This window comes from Mycobacterium gordonae, assembly GCF_002101675.1.
In the GTDB taxonomy this organism is placed as follows: domain Bacteria; phylum Actinomycetota; class Actinomycetes; order Mycobacteriales; family Mycobacteriaceae; genus Mycobacterium; species Mycobacterium gordonae.
This window is the reverse complement of record NZ_LQOY01000049.1, coordinates 32,858-48,295: the sequence shown is the minus strand read 5'-3', so window position 1 is coordinate 48,295 and position 15,438 is coordinate 32,858. Positions and strand designations below refer to the sequence as shown.

Annotated in this window: 17 protein-coding genes, 1 tRNA gene and 2 pseudogenes; 7 read left to right on the top strand and 13 right to left on the bottom strand. The window is 65.2% G+C overall.

The genetic code is table 11. The features are described from left to right. Positions 1 to 81: 81 nt before the first annotated feature. Positions 82 to 300: pseudogene (locus AWC08_RS08600) on the top strand (transposase); the annotation flags it as partial. Positions 301 to 317: 17 nt separating this feature from the next. Here AWC08_RS08600 and AWC08_RS38005 read toward each other — a convergent pair. The 3 genes and pseudogenes from AWC08_RS38005 to AWC08_RS08590 all read right to left on the bottom strand — a co-directional run bounded on the left by AWC08_RS38005 (position 318) and on the right by AWC08_RS08590 (position 1,504). Beyond that, the gene (locus AWC08_RS38005) at positions 318 to 629 is read right to left on the bottom strand and encodes a hypothetical protein (RefSeq protein ID WP_232007838.1); all 312 of its coding nucleotides are present in this window, start codon (positions 627 to 629) and stop codon (positions 318 to 320) included. A gap of 342 nt (positions 630 to 971) precedes the next feature. After that, positions 972 to 1,118: pseudogene (locus AWC08_RS39560) on the bottom strand (winged helix-turn-helix domain-containing protein); the annotation flags it as partial. A 50-nt stretch (positions 1,119 to 1,168) separates the two neighbouring features. Then, entirely contained in the window at positions 1,169 to 1,504 is a 336-nt protein-coding gene (locus AWC08_RS08590) for a hypothetical protein (RefSeq protein WP_142283475.1), read from the bottom strand. 242 nt (positions 1,505 to 1,746) lie between these two features. Between AWC08_RS08590 and AWC08_RS08585 the strand changes: the two genes are divergently transcribed. Further along, entirely contained in the window at positions 1,747 to 2,946 is a 1,200-nt protein-coding gene (locus tag AWC08_RS08585) for an IS110 family RNA-guided transposase (protein ID WP_174900762.1), read from the top strand. A 199-nt stretch (positions 2,947 to 3,145) separates the two neighbouring features. On the opposite strand, the gene AWC08_RS08580 is transcribed toward AWC08_RS08585, so the two are convergent. The 5 genes from AWC08_RS08580 to pgm all read right to left on the bottom strand — a co-directional run bounded on the left by AWC08_RS08580 (position 3,146) and on the right by pgm (position 7,828). Next, the gene (locus AWC08_RS08580; protein WP_069433467.1) at positions 3,146 to 3,745 is read right to left on the bottom strand and encodes a hypothetical protein; all 600 of its coding nucleotides are present in this window, start codon (positions 3,743 to 3,745) and stop codon (positions 3,146 to 3,148) included. A gap of 418 nt (positions 3,746 to 4,163) precedes the next feature. Next, positions 4,164 to 4,454: a helix-turn-helix domain-containing protein gene (locus AWC08_RS39555; protein ID WP_142283474.1), complete on the bottom strand. Its 291-nt coding sequence runs from the start codon at positions 4,452 to 4,454 to the stop codon at positions 4,164 to 4,166. Between the two features lie 313 nt (positions 4,455 to 4,767). Continuing rightward, complete coding sequence (locus AWC08_RS08575) at positions 4,768 to 5,880, bottom strand: tyrosine-type recombinase/integrase (protein WP_069433466.1); 1,113 nt, start codon at positions 5,878 to 5,880, stop codon at positions 4,768 to 4,770. Positions 5,881 to 5,970: 90 nt separating this feature from the next. Next, positions 5,971 to 6,043: transfer RNA gene (locus tag AWC08_RS08570), tRNA-Ala, on the bottom strand. A 147-nt stretch (positions 6,044 to 6,190) separates the two neighbouring features. Continuing rightward, positions 6,191 to 7,828, bottom strand: coding sequence for a phosphoglucomutase (alpha-D-glucose-1,6-bisphosphate-dependent) (gene pgm, locus AWC08_RS08565; protein WP_069433465.1), 1,638 nt, complete (start codon positions 7,826 to 7,828; stop codon positions 6,191 to 6,193). 80 nt (positions 7,829 to 7,908) lie between these two features. On the opposite strand from pgm, the gene crcB (AWC08_RS08560) reads away from it, so the two are divergent. From crcB (AWC08_RS08560) to AWC08_RS08550, 3 genes are read left to right on the top strand one after another with little or no spacing between them, the layout of a single operon-like run. Then, a complete protein-coding gene (gene crcB, locus AWC08_RS08560; RefSeq protein WP_069433464.1) occupies positions 7,909 to 8,304 on the top strand; it encodes a fluoride efflux transporter CrcB in 396 nt (131 codons plus the stop codon). Beyond that, a complete protein-coding gene (gene crcB / locus AWC08_RS08555) occupies positions 8,301 to 8,669 on the top strand; it encodes a fluoride efflux transporter CrcB (protein WP_065133849.1) in 369 nt (122 codons plus the stop codon). The genes crcB (AWC08_RS08560) and crcB (AWC08_RS08555) overlap by 4 nt, the downstream gene beginning before the upstream one ends. Further along, entirely contained in the window at positions 8,666 to 9,763 is a 1,098-nt protein-coding gene (locus tag AWC08_RS08550) for a DUF190 domain-containing protein (protein ID WP_069433463.1), read from the top strand. Before crcB (AWC08_RS08555) ends, AWC08_RS08550 begins: the two co-directional genes overlap by 4 nt. Here AWC08_RS08550 and AWC08_RS08545 read toward each other — a convergent pair. The 5 genes from AWC08_RS08545 to AWC08_RS08525 form a co-directional block, all read right to left on the bottom strand. Then, positions 9,757 to 10,380 (bottom strand): GNAT family N-acetyltransferase, encoded by a 624-nt coding sequence (locus tag AWC08_RS08545; protein WP_069433462.1) that lies wholly within the window; start codon positions 10,378 to 10,380, stop codon positions 9,757 to 9,759. The genes AWC08_RS08550 and AWC08_RS08545 overlap by 7 nt on opposite strands. Beyond that, entirely contained in the window at positions 10,377 to 11,246 is an 870-nt protein-coding gene (locus AWC08_RS08540) for an LLM class F420-dependent oxidoreductase (RefSeq protein ID WP_069433461.1), read from the bottom strand. Before AWC08_RS08540 ends, AWC08_RS08545 begins: the two co-directional genes overlap by 4 nt. Positions 11,247 to 11,267: 21 nt before the next feature. Further along, positions 11,268 to 11,615, bottom strand: coding sequence for a DUF488 domain-containing protein (locus tag AWC08_RS08535; RefSeq protein WP_069433460.1), 348 nt, complete (start codon positions 11,613 to 11,615; stop codon positions 11,268 to 11,270). 6 nt (positions 11,616 to 11,621) lie between these two features. Beyond that, positions 11,622 to 12,539: an HpcH/HpaI aldolase/citrate lyase family protein gene (locus AWC08_RS08530; RefSeq protein ID WP_069433459.1), complete on the bottom strand. Its 918-nt coding sequence runs from the start codon at positions 12,537 to 12,539 to the stop codon at positions 11,622 to 11,624. 87 nt (positions 12,540 to 12,626) lie between these two features. After that, positions 12,627 to 13,013, bottom strand: a complete 387-nt coding sequence (locus tag AWC08_RS08525) for a DUF2750 domain-containing protein (RefSeq protein ID WP_069433458.1) — start codon at positions 13,011 to 13,013, stop codon at positions 12,627 to 12,629. A 92-nt stretch (positions 13,014 to 13,105) separates the two neighbouring features. Between AWC08_RS08525 and AWC08_RS08520 the strand changes: the two genes are divergently transcribed. Next, positions 13,106 to 13,573: an SRPBCC family protein gene (locus AWC08_RS08520; protein WP_069433457.1), complete on the top strand. Its 468-nt coding sequence runs from the start codon at positions 13,106 to 13,108 to the stop codon at positions 13,571 to 13,573. Continuing rightward, positions 13,566 to 15,368 carry a sulfatase family protein gene (locus AWC08_RS08515; RefSeq protein WP_069433456.1) on the top strand — a complete coding sequence of 601 codons (1,803 nt, stop codon included), beginning with the start codon at positions 13,566 to 13,568 and terminating at the stop codon, positions 15,366 to 15,368. The genes AWC08_RS08520 and AWC08_RS08515 overlap by 8 nt, the downstream gene beginning before the upstream one ends. Positions 15,369 to 15,438: the final 70 nt, after the last annotated feature.

Sequence of the window (15,438 nt, the reverse complement as noted above, 5' to 3'; positions counted from 1 at the left end):
CCAACCGCGTCATGGACACCCTCCACGACACAAACCGCCAGGTCACCATAGGTATCCTAGGCAGAACTCCAGATAACCTGGGAACGGCTCAACAAGGAGATCCGCCGCCGCACCGACGTCGTCGGGATCTTCCCCCACCGCGACGCCCTGATCCGCCTCGTCGGCGCCGTGCTGGCCGAACAACACGACGAATGGGCCGAATCACGCCGATACCTGGGCCTCGACGTCCTCAGCAAATCCCGCCTGACCACCACCACAACACCAGAACAGGAGGACAACCCCGCGGCACTAACCGCATAAAACACGACATCGAAGAATCACACGACGAGGTCGTACACCACGTCCCTGGACTTGACCCTGTCCTGCCTGCCTTCGCTCTCCTCGATAACCGACTTCGGCAAGTTCCCAGCAGAGTCAACGAATATCCAGTCCACCACTCCGGCGACTTCAGCCAGCGGGTGAGTGCTGAGCAGGACCATGGCACTGGATTCCCAGCGCTCCAGACGCTCCTCGGCAATGGCTTCGACCTGCTTCCAACCCTTTTCTCTACGCTCCCGGTTCGTCCGAGCCATGACATAGCCACTGAAGTGAACAGTCAGCCACTGCGCTTGGGCGTAAAGGTCGCTCAACTTGGGGCCTGGGGCTGGCATGAGTGAACCCGGTTCAGGCCACCTTCTCACTGGCTCTGGGCTCCCGCAGGGCTCTGGTCCCCGGAGGGGGTTACCCCCGGTCACCCGCAGGGTGGCCGACGAGGTTCCCGACGGTAATACCTCCTCTACCTGTACTTCTGGAGAAGTACTTGAAGTACTAGAACTACTATTGCTCGCCCATTTTGACTGCACGCCCCCGGTTTGAGCAGCACCGTCATTTTGAGCGGTGCGGTCAAAATGAACGGACTCTGAGCTGGCTATTTGGTAAGCGTTGCTGATACGCCGATGGTTGAGAATGACGGGCTCCACCTTCAGAAGCCCTGCCTCGCACAGGAATTTGGAGTACCGGCGGCACGTGCTCGCACTGATTCCCATTGCGGCGGCGAGTTGCTTCTGGGGAATTACGGCGGCTTCGTCAGCGCCGAGGTGACTGAGGACGCCGAGCAGGACTGCGGGGCCTGGCCCCATCTGCTCAAGATGCTGGCTGTTGACAACGTATTTCGGTCTTTCGGGGGGTATCATCGGCTCTGGTCTCCTCGGTTGGTGGCCAACGTTTTTCTGGGAACGGAAAGCGTGTCCGAGGCCTCTGCTCTGGCGGGGGTCTCGGTCTTTATGAGCGTGTGAGCGATGGCGGCAGCGATGGCTTCTCTCCCTAGCCGGGCCTGCAGGAGGTCCAGCAGGTTGGACAGGCGTCGCTGATCAGTGCCGCCGGCAATTTCTCGGCAAAACATGGCCACGGCCTGACGTTGCAGCGCGTCAGTGGCCTGGACTGCATCGGAAGACAATCCCAACAACTGAGCCTGCAGCGCAGCGAAATTCGTGGCAGCCCCGCTCTGATCAGGTGGTGCTGACATGTGTGTCCTTACCTTTCTTGCAGGGTGGTTGTTGCCCTCGGCCGTAGGCTTCGAACTGCCCAGGGACGTCGGGTATGGCTTTCATGCGTTTGCGGTGTTTCATGGCCGAAGGAGATTGGCCGCCCGACGTCCCGCGACGACTCGACCGCTAATTGAGAGATGCGATTTGATCGCTGTGTAAGGACACGCCGGCGTGGTCGTCTGCTGGGTTGATAGGGATGCCAATGATCACGGAGGTGGCTGTGAGCCAACAGGTCTGGGCCGGTGTCGATGCCGGGAAGTCCGACCACCATTGCGTGGCTATCGATGCGGAGGGTCAGCGACTGCTGTCGCAACGGGTAGCCAACGACGAAACCGCACTGCTGGAGCTGATCGACGCAGTAGCGGCGCAATCCGACGGCGGTGAAGTTACCTGGGCGATCGACCTGAACGCCGGTGGTGCCGCGCTGCTGATCACCTTGCTCATCGCCGCCGAGCAGCGGCTGCTCTACATCCCCGGCCGCACCATCTACCACGCCTCGGCCGGCTACCGTGGCGACGGCAAAAGCGACGCCAAGGACGCCGCCGTCATCGCCGACCAAGCTCGGATGCGCCGCGACCTGCAGCCGCTGCGACCCGGTGATGACATCGCGGTCGAGCTGCGCATCCTGACCGCTCGGCGCACCGACCTGGTCGCCGATCGCACCCGGGTGATCAACCGGCTGCGTGCCCAGCTGCTTGAGTACTTCCCCGCCCTGGAACGCGGCTTCGATTACAGCGCCAGCAAGGCCGCGCTGATCCTGTTGACCGGCTACCAAACCCCCGACGGGCTGCGCCGCGCCGGCGCTGCCCGCCTGACAGCTTGGCTGCATAAACGCAAGGCCCGCAACGCCTCTGCTGTCGCGGCCACGGCTATCGAGGCCGCCAGCGCCCAACACACCACCGTGCCCGGCCAAAACCTCGCCGCCGCCATGGTCGCCCGCCTGGCTAAGGAGGTGATGACCCTCGACACCGAAATCGCAGAAACCGACACGATGATCGAGGACCGATTTCGCCGCCACCGCCACGCCGAGATCCTCCTGAGCATGCCCGGCTTCGGCGTCATACTCGGCGCCGAGTTCCTCGCCGCCACCGGCGGCGACATGAGCGCTTTCGACTCCGTCGATCGTCTTGCCGGCGTGTCCGGGCTGGCCCCGGTACCGCGGGATTCCGGGCGCATCAGCGGCAATCTCAAACGCCCCCGCCGCTACGACCGACGACTGCTGCGAGCCTGTTACCTGTCCGCCCAAATCGCCATCCGTACCGACCCCGCATCCCGGACCTACTACAACCGCAAAAGAGCCGAAGGCAAAACCCACACCCAATCCATCCTCGCCCTGGCCCGCCGGCGCCTCAACGTCCTGTGGGCCATGCTGCGCGACCACGCTGTCTACCAACCCGCAACCACTACTGCGGCGGCTTGACAACGTCATTGAGATTCTCCTTCCGTTGAATGCCGACCGCTTCTCGGCGTGCGAGGCCACGAGTCTGGTTGCCGCACAAGTCGCTTGATGAAAGCGCTGAGTAGCTGCAGGACCCGGCGGTGATCTGCCGAAGGGTTGTCGTGCTGCCGCGCCCTTGGCCACCGACGCCGCGACTCGATGGCCTGGCCGCACGGCCTGCTCATTTCCCGTCCCAGTGGAAGGTCATGACCTCGCTGCTGCGACGGGGGCGATCTGGCCAGTCATCCAGCCAGACCACGTTAGCGGCCTGGTTCGTTTCTTGCTGCTCGGCACGGTGTCGGCATCTGGGGTCAGCAGCAAGCAGCATCGCCTGTAAATTTGAGATCATTTCTGGCATCTCGGTATTCCTTTCAATTGGTGGACGTACTTGAGGTATCCGCGCACCGGACGGTGCAGATTCCGCTGTCTGCAGTCCCGCGCTGAAGTCGAAACACGCCGAAAACTGGGTCATATTGGCCGCACAAGGGCAGAAGCCACCGATGAACTGGTCGGCCAGATCAGAGGTATTCCGCATTTCGCCCCGCGTGCCCCCGAGGGGGTCGTGGCTTCGGCTGAATCTGACGCCGTTGCCGTTGGCCCACTGCTCGGCCACGAGGGACAGGGCAAATCCTGCACTGGCTTCCGTCTGGTCATCGGTGAACCCGAGCCGGAGCAGCGATTTCAGGGCCTTGCTTACTGAATCTTGCTGCTCGAAAGGCGAGTTCATCGTTAGGGCTGAGTGCTGGCCAATCGCGGGGTTATCGAAGAGCTGGGTTATCATGTCTTTGACGCTCCTTAAGGCAGGGTGTTGAGCAGGTGCCGGGGTCCCGTGTCAGCGGGGCCTCGGTTTTTTTGGGGTGATCTGGGTCTTGACAGGGACCAGAACTCACCCGGTACACATCAAAAACTGGGTCATAGCGGCCACAGGTTGGGCAGAACCCAATAACGAACTGGTCGGTCACGTTACGGCTGATCTCTATCCGCGGCCACGAGTTGCCTTGGGCTTAGTACGGTAGATGCAGCAAAAACTGCTGTGCTGCAGGCGTTATCACGTCTATTGGCGATCATGAGAGGCTCCTCTTTCGGATGAATTGTGGCTACAGGGCTACCTCCTCTCTCTCCTCGGGGATTGCTGAGCGTGTGTGTGGGCAGCAGTCGGGCAGCGCGAAGAGGTGCGCTCCTCCGAACCACTGTTGGGATCAGCACTCACCCCGGCGGACGCGTCGAGCAGTCGTCCTCGTCATCGAACTGCCCTGGGGCGCAGTACGTTCGCCGCCTGCCGAAGTTGCGAATGTCGGGCCAACTGCGCACAGGCGAAGGATTTCGTCCAAGTCCTCGCGGGTGAAATACCAGCGCCGCGAAACTTTTCGGCCTGGGAAGCGGCGGGCGCGAGCCTGATCGGCGAGCCATCGTTCGCTCGCTCCAATCTGCTGTGCCGCCGCCGCAATGTCGAAAACAAGCGGGAGTGGTAAATTGGGGTCGTTAGGCATAGGCGCGTTCCATCGCAAGATGAAGGTCCGACTGTCGACCGGTGGTCAGTAAGCCAGGGGAGTTCGGATGAACCACATTGGTACCGACCCTGAACTCCACTTGACGGTTACCGGGCTTCGCGCTTCCGATGCGCGCCTAGTGTGCGCTCGGCCAAGGGAGACTGGAAAACAGGGAAATGGGCCTTGCGCACCGCCAACGATACGACTCTTTCCGGCTCGATGCAACTCAAAGCGTTTGAGCTGTAACAGTATTGACCTACAGAGACCTACAGAGAATTTACAACCAGCAGGTCGGACGGCCTGACAACCTAGGTTACTTCTCTGTCGCCGTCGAGTCGAGGGCCTTGCCGACGACATCGGCAACCACCCGCGACGACCTGCGGTCTAGATGCCCGTAGCGGTCGGAAGTGGTCTGGATGGACTCATGGCCGAGATGACGCTGGATCACCGTCAGGGGAACTCCGGCCTGGATGAGCCAACTGGCGTTGGTGTGTCGGAGGTCGTGGACTCTGGGCTTCTTGGTCAAGCCCGCTTCTTTAGCCCGGAGCAAGGCGGGCACCCACACGTTGGGGTTGAAGTTGTGGGCTCGGACAGGTCCCGCATCCCCACGCCGACCTCGACCGGAGTTGGTGAACACCCAGTCCCCCGACATGTCCAACTTGGCCAGCGTGAGAGCTGGTATGTCGATGGTTCTTTCGCTCCGCCGGGTCTTGGGCGGCCCCAACTGGTACCCCTCACCGGACACATACCGCCACGCCCGCCGGATGGCGACGGTTCCCTCGGCCAGGTTGATGTCAGCAGGCTTCAGGGCGCTGGCTTCACCCCAGCGACACCCGCTGGCGACCAAGAACTCAACCAGGGGTCGCCATGGCTCGGTGACTGCGTCCAGCAGGATGGCGAACTCGTCATGGGTGAGGAACACCATCTCGTTGGGTTCATCGCGGCGCAGCTTGTTGCCGTCACACGGGTTCGCCGAGATGTGCCGGGCTCGCACCGCCCCGTTGAGCGCACCGGCCAAGAAGCCGTGTTTGTTGGCCGTGGTCTTGGCAGCTCCGGTCAAACCGTTGAGCCATGTGGCGACATCACTGTGGGTCAGTGCTGTCAGCGGCAAAGCCCCGATCTTGCTCGGGATGATGTCGTTGGCGATATAGCGCCGATACTTGGTCCTGGTCCCGTCGTTGACTCCAGTGAGGTGGTCAACGTAATGGTTACACCAGCTCGCCACGGTGAAGCCGTCAGCAGCCGGGCGCGCAGTTGCCCACACCTCCACAGCCTTGGCGGGGCTGGTCTTGTTGGCCAGCGTTTGGAAATCGACCGCTTCCCGATGATCGTTGAACGAGGACGACGATTGCTTGCCGTCGAGTACGTAAAGGACAGCCCAGTAGACCGAACCGTCCTTCCGCTCCCGTTGCCGAATTGACGCCATGTCAGCGCATGCTACGCCGAATCTTGACGGGAATCTTGACGTAGCGCCTGGTCAAGAGGGATTCTGCCCTCTGAACTGCGGGTTTCTTAGTGGAGCTAAGGGGACTCGAACCCCTGACCCCCACACTGCCAGTGTGGTGCGCTACCAGCTGCGCCATAGCCCCAAGAAGTCGTGCTCATCGAAGCTACACCACTGGCCACACGCACTCAAAGTCGCTGCCTACGAGGGGTGATATCGCCGGTGATATCACGTTTGCAGACAACTCATCACTTCCCCGGAGGTACTGGTGTGACGGATGTGACGCCGAAACCTACCCGATCACGGAATTGACCAGCTCGCGCGCAACCGCCTGCACCTCCGCCAGGTGCTCCGCACCCAGGAACGACTCGGCGTAGATCTTGTAGACGTCCTCAGTCCCCGACGGCCGGGCCGCGAACCACGCATTGGCCGTGGTCACCTTGAGTCCGCCCAGCGCCGCACCGTTGCCGGGCGCGGTGGTGAGCTTGGCGACGATCGGCTCTCCGGCAAGCGAGGTGGCGGTCACCTCCGACGAAGACAACCGCCCCAGCCGCGCCTTCTGCTCGCGATCGGCCGGCGCGTCCACCCGCGCATACACCGGCGCTCCATACTGAGCGGTCAGCTGCGCATACCGCTGCGACGGCGTCAATCCGGTCACCGCCAAAATCTCGGAGGCCAGCAACGCCAGGATGATCCCGTCCTTGTCGGTGGTCCACACCGAGCCGTCGCGCCGCAGGAATGACGCCCCCGCCGATTCCTCTCCCCCGAATCCGATGGTCCCGCCGATCAGCCCGTCGACGAACCACTTGAAACCGACCGGCACCTCCACCAGCTCCCGGCCTATGCCCGCCACGACGCGATCGATGATCGACGAACTGACCGCCGTCTTGCCGACGCCCACGCCGGACGGCCACGACGGCCGGTGCGTGTAGAGGTAGTCGATCGCCACCGCCAAATAATGGTTTGGGTTCAGCAGCCCCCCGTCGGGTGTGACGATGCCGTGCCGGTCGGAGTCCGCGTCGTTGCCGGTGGCGATCTGGTACCGGTCCGAGGTGGCAATCACCGAAATGAGCCGAGCCATCGCGTCCGGCGAGCTGCAGTCCATCCGGATCTTGCCGTCGTGATCCAACGTCATGAACCGCCAGGTCGCGTCGACGAGCGGGTTGACCACCGTCAGATCAAGGCCGTAACGCTCGCCAATCGCACCCCAGTAGTCAACGCTCGCCCCGCCCAGCGGATCCGCACCGATGCGCAACCCGGCCGCGCGGATGGCGTCGATGTCGACCACGTTGACCAGGTCGTCGACATAGGCGCCCAGATAGTCGTGACGCTGCACCGCACCCAGCGCACGCGCCAGCGGCACCCGACGCACACCTGACAGATCACGCAGAATCTCGTTGGCGCGCTTGGCAATGAGACCCGTCGCGGCACTGTCGGCCGGACCGCCGTTGGGCGGGTTGTACTTGAAGCCGCCGTCGGGCGGCGGGTTGTGCGAAGGCGTCACCACGATCCCGTCGGCCAGCCCCTCGGTGCGGCCCCGGTTGTAGGTCAAAATGGCATGGCTGATCGCTGGTGTCGGCGTGTAGCGGTCCCTTGAATCAACCACGGCCACAACGCCGTTCCCAGCCAGCACCTCCAGCGCCGACACCCAGGCCGGCTCTGACAACCCATGTGTGTCACGTCCGATGAACAACGGCCCGGTGGTGCCCTGCGCCGCCCGGTACTCGACGATCGCCTGGGTGGTCGCCAGAATATGCGCCTCGTTGAACGCACCGTGCAAAGCCGAACCCCGGTGACCGGAGGTGCCGAAGACCACCTGCTGAGCGACGTCGTCGGGGTCGGGCTCGATCGTGTAGTACGCCGTCACCAGGTGCGGCAGATCCACAAGGTCTTCGGGCTGGGCCGGCTGTCCGGCTCGCGGGTTGGCCATGTTCACCAATTCTGCCCGCAACGCGCGACACGCTTTAGGCTGCGTAGGCGCACAGTTGGCAGACCGGAAGGAAACAGCCCGTGGCACGGCCTGACTATCGCGAGTTGGCAGCCATCTTCGCCGGCGGTGCGCTCGGCTCGGTAGCGCGAGCCGCCCTGGCCACCCTCGCCGTCCCCGACCCGGCGCGATGGCCGTGGCCCACGTTCGTGGTCAACATCCTCGGTGCGTTCCTGGTCGGCTACTTCACCACCCGACTGCTCGAGCGACTGCCGCTGTCCAGCTACCGACGTCCGCTGCTGGGAACTGGATTGTGTGGCGGCTTAACCACTTTCTCCACCATGCAGGTCGAAACCGTCAAGATGATCGAGCACGGTCACTGGGTACTGGCCTGCACGTACACCCTCGTCAGCATCGCAGTTGGCTTCGTGGCGGTCTACCTGGCCACCGCCCTGGTACGCCGGGCGCGCATCCGATGACGACGGTCCTGGTCTGGCTCGGGGTCATGCTCATCGGCGGCATCGGTTCCGTGACAAGGTTCCTGGTAGATCGCACGGTGGCCCGGCGGGTGGGCCGGCCGTTCCCCTACGGCACGCTAACGGTCAACATCACCGGTGCCGCACTGCTGGGGTTCCTCACCAGCCTGGCCCTGCCCAAGGACGTGTCGCTGCTGATCGGCACCGCGTTCGTCGGCGCCTACACCACCTTTTCCACCTGGATGCTGGAGACGCAGCGCCTCAGCGAAGAACGCCAGGTGCTTGCGGCGTTCGCCAACATCGCCGTCAGCGTGCTGCTCGGGTTGGGCGCGGTGCTGCTCGGACAACGGATCGCGGGGCTGATATGAGCGAGAAGAGCCTGAAGCTGACCGCCTACTTTGGCGAGCGGCAGCGCGCGGTCGGCAAACCACGCCGATTCCTGGCCGACGAAATGCTGGACCTTTTCGGTACCCGCGGCGTAGCGACCAGCGTGATGATGCGCGGTGTCGCCAGTTTCGGGCCCACCGGCGGCTTGCACAGCGACGTCTCGCTGAGTCTGTCCGAGGACCCGCCGGTGACGATCGCCGCCGTCGACGTCGAATCCAAGATCCGCGGTCTCGTCGACGACGTCACCGCGATGACCGGCCATGGGCTGGTGACGCTGGAACGCGCGCGCCTGATCACCCGGGACAGCGGCACCGATGCGCTCAGCGAGATCGACAGCCGCACCGGCGACGCCGCCAAACTGACCATCTACGTGGGCAGGCAGGTGCGCGTCGCCGGATCCCCGGCCCACGTGGCGGTCTGCGACCTGCTGTGCCGACACGGGTTCGCAGGCGCCACAGTCCTTCTCGGCGTCGACGGCACCGCTTACGGCACCCGCCAGCGGGCCAGGTTCTTCGGCCGCAACGTCAACGTGCCGCAGATGATCATCGGCATCGGCCTGCCCCCTCAGGTGTCAGCGGCGGCCACCGAACTGGCCGCCTTGCTGCCCAACCCACTGTTGACCGTCGAACGCGTCCGGCTGTGCAAACGCGACGGGGAGTTGTTCGCCCGCCCGCAGGAGCTGCCCGCCACCGACAGCCAGGGACGCACGCTGTGGCAGAAGCTGATGGTGCACACCGCCGACTGCGACAACAACGAGGGCCAGCCGATCCACCGCGCAATCGTGGCGCAACTGATGCGCTCCCGAACCGCCCGCGGCGCGACGGTGCTGCGCGGCATCTGGGGCTTTCACGGCGAGCATAAGCCGCACGGAGACAAGCTGTTTCAGCTTGCCCGCAAGGTACCGCTGACGACCATCGTGGTCGACACTCCCGACGCGATCGCCCGCAGCTTCACCGTCATCGATGAGCTCACGACCCGCCACGGCCTCATCACCAGTGAGATGGTGCCGGCGGCCATGTCCCTGGACGGCACGCCGCGCATGCCCGAGACACCGCTGGCCGAGTACGACTACTGATCCTCGCGCATCCGCGGTATGTCATCGAGCGTGCGCGGCAGCACGTAGAGCGCCCGTCGCTGGTTCAGGCTGTCGTGCTCGCCCAGGAAGACGCAGCCACCCTTCTCGCAGAACTCCCGCAACGGCACATTGCGGTGGTGAGGATCGAACATGATCCGGCGGCATTGCGGCTCGGCATTGAAGACACTGGCCACGAAGTGCGGCAACAGCAGCAGCACCATGCCCTGGCTCAGCACCTTAAGATCGGCCATCGCCAGCCGGACACCCAGGTCGGACGGGTCGCATTCGTATTGTGTCGACACCAGATCCTTTGCGGCCCGGTATAACTCGACGTAGCCGTGGTCCTGCCCGTCGATGCTGCCGATGAACGGCCTGGAATAACTGCCGGCGAGTTGGGCGCGCAGGCACTCCCGCCATTTGGAAGCGGGCCAGGCTTGGTCCCAGTTGCGCAGGATGTGGGGCCGGTGCATCCACTCGGCGATCAGTTCGGCGTCGGCGTCCGGATCGGCCAGCCGGCAGGCATAGGGCGACGGCACCTCCGGCGTCGGAGGCGGCGGCACGCGGCGGATCTCGTCGGAAAGATCGGCCAGCTCTCGCGGTAACAACTCAGCGTTCATAGCGCGGATTTCCATTCGTCTGCCAAAGCCGAAATCCAGCCGGGCACAGCGTCGGCGGTGTCCGGCGGCGCCTCCACCAGTACCAGCTCGTCGACGCCAAGCTCGGCCAGAGCACCGACATCCTCAACCCTGGGTGCAGCCAAGGCTACCGCCAACCGCAACCCGGCCCGGTCACGCCCCGCTTCCGTGCACAACTTTTCGAGCCGGCCGATCCGGTCCCGCACCTCCTCGACACCGCCGAGGTTGAAGCCGTACCAACCGTCGCCCCAGGCGGCGACCCGAGCTAGCGCAGCGTCGCTGTTGCCGCCGATCACCACTGGGAGTCCCTGTCTGGCAACAGGTTTCGGGTTCACCCGGATGGCGTCGAAGGCGACGAACTCCCCATGGAACGACGCGACATCCTCGCGCCAGAGGGTACGCATCGCGGCGACGTATTCGGCGGTGCGCGCCGCGCGCCGCTCGAAGGGCACCCCAAGTGCCTCGAATTCCTCGCGCGACCAGCCGACGCCGATGCCCAGCGTGAGCCGGCCGCCGCTGAGCCTGTCCAGGCTGGCCGCCTGCTTGGCCACGATCACCGGGTTATGCTCGGGCAACAACAGCACACCGGTCGCCAGCCGGATCCGCGACGACGCGGCCGCGGCGAAGCTCAGCGCAATCACCGGGTCCAGCCAATCCGCCTCCGCGGGAACGGCAATCACGCCGCTGTCGGAATACGGGTAGCGCGACGTCAAGTCGTCCACCATCACCACGTGTTCGCCGGCCCACAGCGTGGCGAACCCGTGGCCCTCCGCCGCTGAAGCGACGGCATCGATCACCGCACGGTCAGCGCCGGACCCGATTCCCAACGCATGCAATCCCAGCCGCATCCCACGATGGTCTCACGTGAGTCAGCGCCTTCCGAGGAGCTTGGCCAAGACAGCCGCATGGCTGCCGTCCAGGTCGCGGTTGGCGGTGACCAGTGTCACCACACCTTGCCGGGCCAGCTCGCGCAGCTCATCCAGGGCCGGGCTGCCGGCCAGCTCCGCCTCGTAGCGCGCCGCGAACTCATCGAACAGCGCAGGCTGATGGCGGTACCACTCCCGCAGTTCTTTCGACGGCGCGACGTCCTTGAACCAGATGCCGACTCGTGGGTCGTCCTTACGGATGCCGCGCGGCCAGATGCGATCGATCAGAACGCGTTGACCGTCCTGCGCGCTGACCTCGGCGTAGATCCGTTCGGTGCGAACCACGGGCACGAGCGGTCAGTAGTGGTAGGTGTCCGAGGGGGCCGGCGAGTGCACCTGTTCGTCCTCGAACTCCGATGCCACGATGCCGTAGGACCGGGCGAGGTCGAGGATCTTGGTGGCGCGGGCGATGCGGGGCAGGTCCGAGCCGTTGCGGATCTCGCCGCCGTCCCGCTCGAACTCGGCGAAAAACTCTTTCGCCCAACCGATTTCGTCCTGCGACGGGGACAGGCCCTCGTTGACCACGGCACACTGGTCCGGCGACAGGCAGATCTTGCCGGTCATGCCGAATTCGACGGATACCGCGGTCGCCTCGATCAGCTTCAGCGGGTTCGAGCCGATGGTGGGGCCGTCGATCGCGCTGGGCAGGCCGGCCGCCTTGGCGGCGATCGTGAACCGGGAGCGAGCGTAGGCCAGGGTGGCGGGTTCTTCGCCGAAGCCGGTGTCCCGCCGGAAGTCGCCGATGCCGAAAGCGAGCCGGAAGGTGCCCTTGGCGGCTGCGATCTCGGTGATGCGCTCCAGCCCGCGTGCCGTTTCCACCAGCGCGACGATCGGCACATTCGGCAGGCGCTTGGCGGTCTCGGTGACGTGGTCAACCGACTCCACCATCGCCAGCATCACCCCGCCGACCGGGGTATCGGCCAGCTGCGCGAGGTCGTCGGCCCACCAGGGGGTGCCGAAACCGTTCACCCGGACCCAGTCGTTGTTGTCCGAGCCCAGCCACCGCACCACGTTGTCCCGGGCGCTGACCTTGTCCTTGGGTGCCACCGCGTCCTCGATGTCGAACACCACGATGTCAGCGCGGGAGTGCGACGCGGCCTCGAACCGGTCGGCATGCGTGCCATTGACCAACAGCCAACTCCGGGCCAGAACCGGATCGATGCGCGAGCCGACGTCGGCGGGATCCGTCGCGTCGTAATTGGCTTGGTCATACATTGCGTACTGTGCCGCCTTTTCGTGCCGGTCGGTGTCGGGCTAGTCGCCCATTACCGTAGCGACACCGCGAAGTCGTGGCCGCGTGACCTACGGAGCAGCCTCGCCGAGCAGCGCCGCGCCCAGATCGAGCGGCTCGACCTCCAAGCCGGCGAGATCGGAGTTGTAGTCGGGCCCCATCAGGTGACCGCGTTCATGCATCTGCCGCAACGGTCCGCTGAGGAATTCCTCCAGGTCCAGTGCCGCGGGCGTCATGTCCGCCCACGGTCCGGTGGCATGCCGGCGTGCGTACGCCGCGGCCGAGAACACCAGGTGAACGACGACGGGTTGGCCGTCGGGGCCATCGTAGTGATTCGACTGCACCCAGGCGCCTTGCATGTCCGGGTCGATCAACAGCCAGACCGTCCCTTCGCTGCGCACACGTGCCACAAAGCGCCGATAACCGGCGTCTAGTTCGGTGTTCAGATGCAGTGCCATGCCATCTATTACATAGAGAAACAGTAGTAGTTGTAAATAGTGTGACGTAGTTCGCATCGGGCTCGCGCCGAATCGCCGACAGGACTGGCGTCATGGTGTTGGATGGCGGGGTGGGAGATATCAGCCGCACTCGGACGATAGCGGCGCAGCCGCAAGCGATTTGGGATGTCCTTGCCGACTTCGGTGCGCTGAGCTCCTGGGCCGACGGCATCGACCACTCCTGCATCCTCAATCACGGTCCCGACGGCGGACCATTAGGAACCACCCGACGGGTCCAGGTGGGGCCGAACACCCTGGTCGAGCGCATCACCGAGTTCGACCCGCCCGCCACGCTCGCCTACGACATCGAGGGCCTGCCCAGCCGCTTACGTAAGGTCGCCAACCGCTGGACGCTGCGCCCGGTCGGCGCCCACACCGCGGTCGCGTTGATCAGCACGGTCGAGGTCGGCACCGGCCGGCCGGCCCGGATGGCCGAGTGGGTCGCGCTGCGGGTGCTGGCCAAGCAGTCCGATGCGCTCCTGGCCGGACTGGCACAACGAATGGAGAACGCGCATGTCTGAGCGCCCCGACATCGTCATCGTGATGACCGACGAGGAGCGGGCAGTACCGCCCTATGAGTCGGACGAGCTACTCGCCTGGCGGCAGCAGACGCTGACCGGCCGCCGCTGGTTCGACGAACACGGCGTGAGCTTCACCCGGCACTACACCGGGTCGCTGGCCTGCGTGCCGAGCCGTCCGACGATCTTCACCGGCCAATATCCCGATCTGCACGGCGTCACCCAGACCGATGGCATCGGCAAGCGCTTCGACGATTCGCGCCTGCGCTGGCTGCGCGCCGGCGAGGTGCCCACCCTGGGCAACTGGTTCCGGGCGGCGGGCTACGACACCCACTACGACGGCAAGTGGCACATCTCGCACGCCGACCTGGAGGACCCGGCGACGGGCGGCTCCCTGGCCACCAACGACGACGACGGCATCGTGGATCAGGATGCCGTGCAGCGCTACCTCGACGCGGACCGGCTCTCGGCGTACGGCTTCTCCGGCTGGGTGGGTCCCGAGCCGCACGGGGCGGGCAATGCCAACAGCGGCTACCGCCGCGACCCGTTGATCGCCGACCGGGTGGTGGCGTGGCTCAACGACCGCTATGCCCGGCGCCGCGCCGGTGACCCCGACGCACTGCGCCCGTTTCTGCTGGTGGCCAGTTTCGTGAACCCGCATGACATCGTGCTGTTCCCGGCTTGGGTGCGGCGCAGCCCGATCCAGCCCTCTCCGCTGGACCCGCCGCACGTGCCGGCGGCGCCCACGGCCGACGAAGATCTATCCACCAAGCCGGCCGCGCAGATCGCCTTCCGCGAGGCCTACTACTCCGGGTACGGTCCGTCACCCGCGATCAGCCGCTCCTACAAGCGCAATGCGCAGCGCTACCGCGACCTGTATTACCGGCTGCACGCCGAGGTGGACACGCCGATCGACCGGGTGCGTCGAGCGGTGACCGAAGGCGGCTCCGACAACGCCGTGCTGGTACGCACCTCCGATCACGGTGATCTGCTCGGAGCGCACGGCGGCCTGCACCAGAAGTGGTTCAACCTCTACGACGAGGCCACCCGGGTACCGTTCGTGATCGCCCGCATCGGCGCCAACGCGACCCAGGCACGCACGGTTGCGGCGCCCACCTCGCACGTCGATCTGGTGCCGACGCTGCTGGGCGCGGCCGGCGTCGACGTCGACGCGGTCGCGACTGAGCTGGCCGAGTCATTCTCCGAGGTGCACCCGTTGCCGGGCCGCGACCTGATGCCGGTCGTTGACGGCGCACCGGCCGACGAGGACCGAGCCGTCTACCTGATGACTCGCGACAATGTGCTGGAGGGCGACACCGGCGCTTCCGCGTTGTCGCGCCAATTGGGTCGCGATGTGAATCCGCCTGCGCCACTTCGCATCAAGCTGCCCGCGCACGTGGCCTCGAACTTCGAGGGCCTGATCGTCCGGGTAGCCGACGAGGACGGCGGTTCGGGGCACTTGTGGAAACTGGTCCGCACCTTCGACGACCCGGCCACCTGGACCGAACCGGGCGTGCGCCACCTGGCCGCCAACGGGATCGGCGGCGAGGCCTACCGCACCGACCCGATCGACGACCAGTGGGAGTTGTACGACTTGACCGCGGATCCCGTTGAGGCGCAGAACCGTTGGGCCGACCCGGACCTGCACGAGTTGCGGCAGCATCTGCGGATGCAACTCAAGCAGGCCCGGGCTTCGTCGGTGCCGGAGCGCAATCAGCCGTGGCCGTACGTCAACCGGCAGCCTCCGACCGGTGAGTCAGAGGGGCTGGTGCGCCGGGTGCTGGGGCGGTTCCGCTAGCGCTGCCCGCCGGCATTGCCGTGACGGTCGTGCCGCAGCGAATCACAACCAAGAGCGCAATCTCGGCGCC